Annotated in this window: 10 protein-coding genes; 4 read left to right on the plus strand and 6 right to left on the minus strand. The window is 69.6% G+C overall.

Going from position 1 to position 9,461, the window contains the following annotated elements:
- Positions 1-137 precede the first annotated feature (137 nt).
- The 3 genes from AB0J09_RS44815 (at position 138) to AB0J09_RS44825 (ending at position 1,843) form a co-directional block, all read left to right on the plus strand.
- Positions 138-1,052, plus strand: a complete 915-nt coding sequence (locus AB0J09_RS44815) for an SDR family oxidoreductase (RefSeq protein WP_360705460.1) — start codon at positions 138-140, stop codon at positions 1,050-1,052.
- A gap of 188 nt (positions 1,053-1,240) precedes the next feature.
- Complete coding sequence (locus AB0J09_RS44820; RefSeq protein WP_360705463.1) at positions 1,241-1,528, plus strand: hypothetical protein; 288 nt, start codon at positions 1,241-1,243, stop codon at positions 1,526-1,528.
- Positions 1,529-1,576: 48 nt separating this feature from the next.
- Positions 1,577-1,843: a hypothetical protein gene (locus tag AB0J09_RS44825; RefSeq protein WP_360705466.1), complete on the plus strand. Its 267-nt coding sequence runs from the start codon at positions 1,577-1,579 to the stop codon at positions 1,841-1,843.
- Positions 1,844-2,016: 173 nt separating this feature from the next.
- On the opposite strand, the gene AB0J09_RS44830 is transcribed toward AB0J09_RS44825, so the two are convergent.
- The 6 genes from AB0J09_RS44830 to AB0J09_RS44855 form a co-directional block, all read right to left on the minus strand.
- Complete coding sequence (locus AB0J09_RS44830) at positions 2,017-3,216, minus strand: hypothetical protein (RefSeq protein WP_360705469.1); 1,200 nt, start codon at positions 3,214-3,216, stop codon at positions 2,017-2,019.
- A gap of 34 nt (positions 3,217-3,250) precedes the next feature.
- A complete protein-coding gene (locus AB0J09_RS44835) occupies positions 3,251-4,546 on the minus strand; it encodes a DUF2252 domain-containing protein (RefSeq protein ID WP_360705472.1) in 1,296 nt (431 codons plus the stop codon).
- 63 nt (positions 4,547-4,609) lie between these two features.
- Entirely contained in the window at positions 4,610-5,395 is a 786-nt protein-coding gene (locus AB0J09_RS44840) for an SDR family oxidoreductase (RefSeq protein ID WP_360705475.1), read from the minus strand.
- Positions 5,396-5,406: 11 nt separating this feature from the next.
- Positions 5,407-6,564 (minus strand): acyl-CoA dehydrogenase family protein, encoded by a 1,158-nt coding sequence (locus AB0J09_RS44845; RefSeq protein WP_360705483.1) that lies wholly within the window; start codon positions 6,562-6,564, stop codon positions 5,407-5,409.
- The gene (locus tag AB0J09_RS44850) at positions 6,557-7,078 is read right to left on the minus strand and encodes a flavin reductase family protein (protein WP_360705486.1); all 522 of its coding nucleotides are present in this window, start codon (positions 7,076-7,078) and stop codon (positions 6,557-6,559) included. Before AB0J09_RS44850 ends, AB0J09_RS44845 begins: the two co-directional genes overlap by 8 nt.
- A gap of 216 nt (positions 7,079-7,294) precedes the next feature.
- On the minus strand, positions 7,295-8,047 hold the full coding sequence (locus AB0J09_RS44855; RefSeq protein WP_360705477.1) for a DinB family protein: 753 nt from the start codon (positions 8,045-8,047) through the stop codon (positions 7,295-7,297).
- A gap of 129 nt (positions 8,048-8,176) precedes the next feature.
- Here AB0J09_RS44855 and AB0J09_RS44860 point away from each other — a divergent pair, with 129 nt between their 5' ends.
- Entirely contained in the window at positions 8,177-9,346 is a 1,170-nt protein-coding gene (locus AB0J09_RS44860; RefSeq protein WP_360705480.1) for an acetyl-CoA acetyltransferase, read from the plus strand.
- Positions 9,347-9,461: the final 115 nt, after the last annotated feature.

The following is a 9,461-nucleotide window of genomic DNA, read 5'->3' on the forward strand; positions in this document are numbered from 1 at the left end:
CTTGTGGCTGGCCGCGCCCGGCTACGTCACGGGCGCGGAGGTACGGGTGGACGGCGGCGGCGAGATCCCCGCCTGGCGATACCTAGCTTCGGGCGACATTTCCTGATATCTCTGCATGATCCTTCTGGGAGGTCTGTGTGGGAATCTGTGCTGGCCGCGTGGTGATCGTGACGGGCGCCGGTCGGGGCATCGGGAGGGAACACGCGCTGGAGTTCGCCAGGCAGGGCGCCCGCGTCGTGGTGAACGACCTCGGCACGGGCCCGGGCGGCGAGGGCAGCTCGGGCGGCCCGGCGCTGGAGGTGGTCGCGGAGATCCACGCGCTCGGCGGCCAGGCGGTGGCCAACAGCGACGACGTGTCCGACTGGGACGGCGCGGCCCGGCTCGTCAAGACCGCCGTCAGCGCGTACGGCCGCCTCGACGTCCTGGTGAACAACGCAGGCTTCGTCAGGGACAGGATGCTCGTCTCGATGACCGAGCAGGACTGGGACGACGTGGTACGCGTCCACCTCAAGGGCCACTTCCTGCCGCTCCGCCACGCGGCGGCGCACTGGCGGGAGAGGTCCAAGGCGGGCGAGCGCGTCGAGGGCCGGGTGATCAACACCTCGTCGGGTGCGGGCCTGCTGGGCAGCGTCGGCCAGGCCAACTACTCGGCCGCCAAAGCGGGGATCGCCGCGCTGACGCAGGTGGCTGCCGCCGAACTGGCCAGGTACGGCGTGACGGTGAACGCCATCGCGCCCGCCGCCCGTACCCGCATGACCGAGGAGGTGTTCGCCGCGACCATGGCCAGGCCGGAGTCCGGCTTCGACCCCATGGACCCCGCGAACATCGCCCCGCTCGTCGTCTGGCTCGGATCCGAAGGGTCGGCCCACGTGACGGGCCGGGTGTTCGAGGTGGAGGGCGCGACGATCGCCCTGGCCACCGGCTGGCGGCACGGGCCCAGGGCCGGCCAGGGCGGTCGCTGGGATCCGGCACATGTCGGCGACGCGGTCGCCACGCTCCTCGCCTCCGCCCCATTCCCCGAACCGGTCTACGGCGCGCAACCGAGCGACTGACCCCCTTCCATGGCTACGTTGTTGTCCGCGTATCCCTCGAATAATGTTCTGGTCACGTAGAGCTACATATTGGCAACGCACAGTTATATGCTCGCACTGACCTTGATCTCCTGCGGTCAAGGAAGGTCAAGGGGGCGGCGCGGACCCGTGCCCGCCGGCCCCAAAGCCCAACTGGCGAAGGAGCAGAAGTGATCAGAAAGGTGTGCGCCGCCGCGGTCGTGATGGCAGCGGCCGCCGGCGGCGCACTACTGGCTTCCCCCGCTCACGCCGACGACGGCTGGTCCGGGCCCTGGAGAAGTGACAGCTGGTTCGGCAACTGGAGCCGCAACAGCGGCTCGACCCAGTCCGGAAACAACTTCGGCGACGTCACCGCCGTCAACCGCGGCGAAGGCGACTCCACCAACGTCAACAACATCAACGGCATCGCCCCGACCGCCACCAACGGCGGGATCACGGTGACCTACATCTTCTACTGACCGGCTGACGTCCGAAGTCAAAGATGATCCGAAAGGACAACAACGAACATGATGAAGAAGCTCTGCGTGACGGGTCTTATCGCCGCTGCGGTCACGGGCGTGACGCTGCTGTCGGCACCCGCGTACGCGGACGTCAACGCCGGCAACACCAGCGTCAACCGAGGCTCTTCGCAGTCGGGCAACAACTTCGGCAACGTCGTCAGCAGCAACCGGAGCGGCCTCGGCGCCACCAGCATCAACAACGTCAACGGCAACGCCGTGACCGCCACCAACCGCGGCGCCGTGGGCGTCGATGACGTGGTCGACGTCGGCTAGCCAGGCGGGACGCGCCGCGGCGCGAGCCGGGCCGGAAACAGCCTGGCTCGCGTCGTAATGGCAAAGCTCCGCACACCAGCCCCGGACCAGGTCGATCTCGCGGATAAGGTGCTCACCGCCGTACCCCAGCCCCTTCTCTACGCCAGGATCGACCTGGTCCGGCAGTTTCAGATCTAGGACTCCTTCACCCAGAGCCGCAGCAGCCCGCGGAAGTGTTCGACGAAGCGGTCGCGCTCGTGGGCCGGGTACGTGGCGGTCACGGTGTCCACCAGCAACCGGTCGAACTCGGCCCCTGCCACCCACTCCAGCACCACCTCGTCGATGTGTGCCAGGCGGTCCTGGCAGAACTCGTGGTAGCGCTCGGTCTCGAAGTACTTGTCCGCCAGCCGCCGGTACTCCGCCAGCCGCTCCTCGTACGTCCCCTCGACGGCGAAGTAGTCGTGCGTCTCCAGGTCGATCCGCGGCCTGCGCCGGGTGGCCACGCAGAACACGCTCCACTTCACCAGCGTCTTGATCGCCCAGGGGAAGTAGTAGTGCAGGCTCGTCAGCGCCACGTCGGGGCAGGCGTTGGCGTAGTCGATGGGGTGCACGTCCGACCCCTTGATCAGGGTCTCGCAGGAGTTGAACTCCCACCGGAAGAACGCGTTCACCAGCTTCCCGATCGTCACCACCTCCTCGCCCACGGACGGAGACAGGAACTCGTGGTCGACGGCGTATCGGGCGTGCATCGGCTCGTCGGGCCTGAACCGCATCACCATCGTCTCCGCCCCGATCGACAGCGACCTGGCAAACGCGTCGTACCCCTCGATGGCCTGCTGGAGATGCATGAGCATCTCGCCGCTCTGGTCGTAGGCCCGGTGCAGCTCGTCCCGGTCGCGCACCAGCGACACGCCGCGCCAGGCCCCGCCGTCGTAGGGCTTCATGAACAGCGGGTAGCCGATCCGCCCGGCCACCTCGTCCAGGTCGAAAGGCTGGTTGTAGCGGGCCGCCGTGTAGGCGTACCGCGCGTTGTCGAGCGGGTTCTTGTACGGCACCAGCACCGTCTCCGGCACCTTGAGCCCGAGCCGCATCATCGCGCAGTACGCCGCGTGCTTCTCCATCGACTGGAACGTGAACGGGCTGTTCAGAAGGTAGACGTCGTCCATCATGGAGACCTTCTTGAGCCACTCGCGCGGGTGGTAGTACCAGTACGCCAGCCGGTCGATCACCAGCTCGTGACGCGGCTTGGCCCGCAGGTCGAACGGCTCGATCGTGAGGCGTTCCACGCCGAACTCGCCCACCCCCTTGATCGGGCCGAGCCGCCGCAGCACGGTCTCGAACGCCGACGGCCAGTCCTCCTCGGTCCCTAACAGCAGCCCGATCAGATGTCGCACGACGCCTCTCCTCCCGCCCGCGCGGTCGCCGGAGTCACACGCCAGGGAGACGGCCGTTGCGGAACAGGTCGACGAACCTTTGATGGTCTTCCCGGGCCTGTGCCCCATACCGGTGGGCAAAATCCACCAGCATCCCGATAAATCCGGGCTTGTCGTCGCCGATCACCGCCACGATCGACTCCTCCGTCGAGAAGTCGACGAGGTCGTGGCTGGACTCGTCGTCGGCCACCGAGTGCATGCGCGCCACCGCCCGCCCCAGGTCCTGCACGATCGCGCGCAGATCGGCCGGCTCGTTGACGTCGTCCCAGTCGAGGTCGGCGGAGTACGGCGACACCTCGGCCACGAGCTGGCCCACCCCGTTGAGCGTGGAGTAGCCGAGCCAGGGATCGGCGTACGCCTGCAGGGCCCGCTGCGACTCGGCCGTACGATGCCCCTGGTGCAGGAAGTAGGAGGCCACCTTCTCGTCGGTGACGTACCGCGCCACCGCGGGCACCGCCGCCTGCTTCATGTAGAGGATGACGTCGTTCTCCAGCGCCTGTGAGCGCCCTTCGAGCAGCAGGTTGTACGAGGGCAGGCCCGCCGAGCCGATGCCCACACCCTTGCGCAGCGCCACATCCTTGATCACGTGCTCGACGGGGCCGGCCTGCCCCGGCAGCGTGGCCAGGTAGTCCTGGAACGCGGCCAGCACGGACTGCCTGGTCGCCGCGTCCACGCTCTCCCGGCCCTCCATGAGCGCGAACCGCCGGTCGTAGTCGTCGACCACGGTCTCGACGTCCAGCAGCGCCACCCGCGTGCTGAGCCGCGCCGTCTGCAGGACCCGGTGCAGCACGCCGGTGGTGGTGTCCAGCGTGAGCGAGCCGATCGCGTCGTCCCCACCGGCCGCGATGGCGGCCAGCTCGACCAGGTACGCGCCGGCGAAGTCGGTCACGAGCATGCTGATCGAGTCGTCGGACAGCGCCTTGGCGTACCCGATGAGCGCCACGCTGGCGGCGAAGCGCTTGAGATCCCAGACGTACGGGCCCACGTAGGCCTCGTCGAAGTCGTTGACGTTGAAGACCAGGACGCCGGAGGCGTTCATGTACGTGCCGAAGTTCTCCGCGTGGAGGTCGCCGTGAATCCAGACCCGGCTGGTCGGCTCGTCGAGGTAGGACTCGTCCGCGTACGGGCCGGTCATGTCCGCGTAGAACAGGCAGGCACTGCCTCGGTAGAAGGCGAAGGGAGAAGCCGCCATTTTCCGAAATTTCCGCCTGAAAGCGGCGGGGTCTCGCTGGATCGACTCGCCGAACTCCGTCATGAGGACATCGAGCAGGAAGGAAGAGCGTGCGCCCATACTCCGGACAGTAGATCGTCGTGCCCTTGCCGCCTACCCTGATCTTCCCCTGACAGGGCCGCGTCAGGGGTGCTGGGAGGAGACCGAGACCACCTCTCCCGTCATGTACGTGGAGTAGTCGCTGGCCAGGAAGACGATGACGTTCGCCACCTCCCACGGCTCGGCCGACCGCCCGAACGCCTCCTTGGCCGCCAGCTCCGCCAGCAGCTCCTCACTGGTCACCTTCGCCAGGAACGGGTGCACGGCCAGCGAGGGCGCCACCGCGTTGACCCGTACGCCGTGCTCGGCGGCCTCCAGCGCGACGCATCTGGTCAGCGCCATCACCCCGGCCTTGGCCGCCGCGTAGTGCGACTGCCCCCGCTGGGCCCGCCAGCCGATCACGGAGGCGTTGTTCACGATGACGCCGGAGCCCTGGGCGATCATCTGCTTGAGTGCCGCCCGGGTGCAGCGCATGGTGCCGTTCAGGGTGACGTCGATGACCGCGTGCCACTGGTCGTCGGACATCTCGGCCAGCGGGGCCGTACCGCCCAGACCGGCGTTGTTGACGACCACGTCGAGCCTGCCGTGCGCCTCCACCACCGCGTCGAACAGCGCCAGAACCTGAGCCTCCGAGGTCACGTCGCACGGCACGGCGAGCGGCTTGACGCCGGTGAGCTCGGTCAGCGCGTCGGCCGCGGCGGACAGGCGGCGCTCGTGCCTGTCCGAGAGGACGATCGTCGCGCCCTCCTCGGCGCAGCGCCTCGCGGTCGCGTACCCGATGCCCGCCCCTGCGGCGGCCGTCACGAGCGTCACCTTGCCGTCGAGCAGTCCGTGCGCCCTCGGATACGGCGGCGTGTATGGCGGGGGCATCCTTGCTCCAATCAGCGGGGGAGTCCCAGGGTGCGCTCGGCGATGATGTTCCGCTGGATCTCGCTGGACCCGGCATAGATCGTGTCGGCGCGGCTGAACAGGTAGAGCCGCTGCAGCTCGTTGAGCCCGAGGTCGCCCGGCAGGTCGGCGACCAGCCCGGCCTTGCCCTGCACGGCCTGAGCCAGCTCGCCCAGCCTCCTGTGCCATTCCGACCAGTAGAGCTTGGCGATCGAGACCTCGGGGCCCGGGTCGGGGCGCAGCATCCTGAACGCGTTGAGCCGCATGACCTCCAGCTCCAGCCACGACCGGACGAGCCGGTCGCGCAGCACGGGATCGTGGATGGCGCCGGTGCGCCTGGCCGTCTCGATCACCTTGGCCAGCTCACGCCTGAACCCGATCTGCTGCCCGAGCGTCGAGGCGCCGCGCTCGTAGCCGAGTGTGGCCATCGCGACCCGCCAGCCGTCGCCCGGCGCTCCCAGGATGTTCCTCGCCGCCGTGCGCGCGCCGTCGAAGAACACCTCGTTGAACTCGGACGTCCCGGTGAGCTGTACGATCGGCCGTACGACGACGCCGGGCCGGCCCATGGGAACGAGCAGATACGACAGGCCCTTGTGGCGCTGGGAGCCCGACTCCGTGCGGCACAGCACGAAGCACCAGTCGGCCACGTGCGCCAGCGAGGTCCACACCTTCTGGCCGGTGATGACCCATTCGCCGCCTTCCAGACGCGCCTTCGTCTGGACGTTGGCGAGGTCGGATCCGGCCTCGGGCTCGGAGTAGCCCTGGCACCACAGCTCCTCGCCACGCTGGATGGGCGGGAGGAAGCGGTCCTTCTGCTCGTCGGTGCCGAATTCCAGGATGGTCGGGCCGATCAGCCCTTCGCCGATGTGGCCCACTCTGGCGGGGGCGTCGGCCCTGGCGTACTCCTCGTGGAAGGCCACCTGGTCCTCCAGGGAGGCGGCGCGGCCGCCGTACCGCTCGGGCCAGCCCAGGCAGGTCCACCCGGCCTTGCCGAGGTGGCGCTCCCACGCCTGGCGCAGCTCGTGGCCCTCGTGCTCGCGCCCGGGGCCGCCGAGCCCCCTGGCGTGGGCGAACTCGCCGCTCAGCGCCTCCTCCAGCCAGGCCCTCGCCTCCTCGCGGAGGCCCGGCGTGGTGCCCGCCGGGTCAGGCAGGCTCAACGAAACCTCCGTACCCGCCGCGGAAGAACACCAGCGGGCCGCCTTCGGCGTGCGTGTCGAGCTGGAGCACCTTGGCCACCACGATCACGTGGTCGCCCGCCGGGTGCTCGGCCTCGACCGCGCAGTCCATCCAGGCCAGCGCGCCTTCGAGCACCGGGTTGCCGCCGGGGGAGCCGGTCCACTCCAGGCCGGCGAACTTGTCGCCGCCCTTGGTCGCCATCTGGGCGCACACGTCCTGCTGGTGCTCGGCCAGCACATTCACCGTGACGACCTTCGCGCCGCGTACCTTGGGCCAGCTGGTGCTGGTGTACGCCACGCAGAACGCCACCAGAGGCGGGTCGAGCGAGACGGAGGTGAAGGAGTTGGCCGCCAGCCCGCACGGCCGGCCGTTCACCGGGTCGACCGCCGTGATCGCCACCACACCGGTCGCGAACCTGCCGAGCACCTGCCGGAAGACGCGGCTGTCGAGATGGCCGTTCGCGCTTTGGGGTGAAGGGCCGGTCGGCATGGCGGCTCCGTTGCGATTCCTGCGCTGATGGGGCGCCGGAAGGCCGCGACAGCCGTCCGGCGCCACGAGCCGGGCAGCGTGTGTGCTCATGGTCCGCCTCCTAGTCCACCGGCTGCGCCCTATCATACCAAGCGCTTGCTTGGACGGTAGGGGGGTGGCAAGACCATGTCAAGTTGGAATGGCGTGAGCAGGGCTGACCGGCGCGCTCCGCGTCGGTCAGCGTGCTTCGAGCACCGCGAGGTCGCGCACCATGTAGCGGCGGTGCTCGCACTCCTCCTCCATCACCACGCGCAGACAGCTGCCGACCGTGCGCGCCTCCTCGGGATAGCCGGGCGCGGGCGCGCGCGTGCACGGCCGTTCGAGCCCGGCGTCGGAGAGGCCCTCGACGATGCCCCGGACCAGCGCGACGCGGCCGGCGCGCGCCTCCATCACCTCGGAGTACGACGGTCGCGAGTCGAGCTCGATGCCGAGCGCCGCCGCGTCCTTGGGCGGGTAGCCGGTGTGGGTGAGGCCGAGCCGGTGAAACGGATCCGGCTCGTCGAGGATCGCCCGGCCGGCCCAGGCGTCGGTGGCGAAGACCAGGTGGCGAAGGGTCTCGACGAAGGACCACTCGCCGTCGACCCCCTCGTGGCGAACCGCTTCGGGCAGCCGCTCCGCGCGGGCGACCGTCTCCGACCAGAGCCGTTCGATCGTGTCCCACATCGCGCGGAACTCGTCGGCCGTCCGCATCGCGCGCAGCTGCGCGCGCTCGGGATGCCGCCGTTCGAGCTCGGCCTCGACGTAGAGGGTGACGTCCACGTCGTTGACGCGGAAGTTGCGCACATCCCCGGACACGCTGACGTCCATGAGCCAGGAGTCGACGATCTTGATCTGGCGCATGTCGCAGCCGGGGAACGTCGCGGAGGAGAGGTCGGCATTCGTGAAGCTCACGCCACGGAAGGCGTCGGTGTTGTCGTACTGCGCTGCCATCGCGCCATTCTGCTCCGGCCTGCCGCGACGGTACAGCGCTCTGTAGGAAGGGCCCTCGGCCCGTGTTCTTCTCGGGGCGCTTGCCGTGCTGCGTTGACATGGGGAAATGTCCGGTTTAACGTGACTAATGTGCCCAAGCGCTTGCTTGATTTTCGAAACCGGACCGCCATCGCCGGGGTGGGCTACACCCCGTTCGCCAAGGACTCGGGCGTCAGCACGCTCACGCTGGCCTGCCGGGCCGTGCTGGCCGCGCTGGAGGACGCGGGGCTGACGGTGGACGAGGTCGACGGGCTGGCCACGCACCGCGTGGGCGACTCCGCCGCGCCCACCCTGGTCGGCCCGGCGCTGGGGCTGGCGGACCTCACCTGGCACCTCGACCAGTTCGGCGGCGGAAGCGTCTCCCACGCGGTCGTCGGCCAGGCGGCCCTGGCGGTGGCGGCGGGCATGGCGGAGACGGTCGTCTGCTATCGAGCCATCAACGCGCGGTCCGAGTTCCGCATGGGCGGCACGGGCCGGGGCGTCCCGGTGAGCCCTGAGGTGCAGTACCAGGCCCCGTACGGGTATGTGGCGCCGCCGCAGCAGTACGCCATGTACGCCCGCGCCCACATGCTGAAATACGGCACTAAAGCTGAGCACTTCGGCCAGCTGGCGGTCACCCAGCGCGCCAACGCCGCCAAGAATCCCCGGGCGCTGATGCGCACCCCGATCACGCTCGACGACTACCTGGCGAGCAGGTGGATCGCGGAGCCGTTCCGGCTGCTGGACTGCTGCCTGGAGACGGACGGCGCCTGCGCCGTGGTCGTCACCACCGCCGAACGCGCCCGCTCGCTCCGCCGTCCCCCGGTGCTGATATCGGCCGCCGCCTGGGGCGGCGGCACCACACACCTGTCCGGCCCGTCCGCCGATCCCACGGTGACCGCGGCCGCGGCCCTGGCCCCGCGTCTCTACGAGCAGGCCGGGCTGGGGCCGGGCGACATCGACGTGGCCGAGCTGTACGACTGCTTCACGTACTCGGTGATCGTCCAGCTCGAGGACTACGGGTTCTGCGGCAAGGGGGAGGGTGGCCCGTACGTGGCCTCGGGCGCGACCGCGCTGGACGGTCCGCTCCCGGTCAACACGCACGGGGGCTTCCTGTCGGAGGGTTACGTCCATGGCATGAACCACCTCGCCGAGGCGGTCTCCCAGCTCAGGGGCGACGCCGGGGACCGTCAGGTGCCGGGTGCCGAGGTCGCGCTCTCCACCGCCCAGCCCGGCTACATCCTGCCGGCCACCTCCGCCCTGATCCTGAGGAGTGCGTGATGACCGCGTACCGGCCCGAGCCCGACCGGGACTCCAGGGAGTGGTGGGAGCGGGTGGCAAGGCGTGAGTTCGCGGTGCAGGAGTGCGACGGCTGCGGTACGGCGCGCTTCCCGGC

Source organism: Nonomuraea sp. NPDC049784 (assembly GCF_040659615.1).
Taxonomy (GTDB): domain Bacteria; phylum Actinomycetota; class Actinomycetes; order Streptosporangiales; family Streptosporangiaceae; genus Nonomuraea.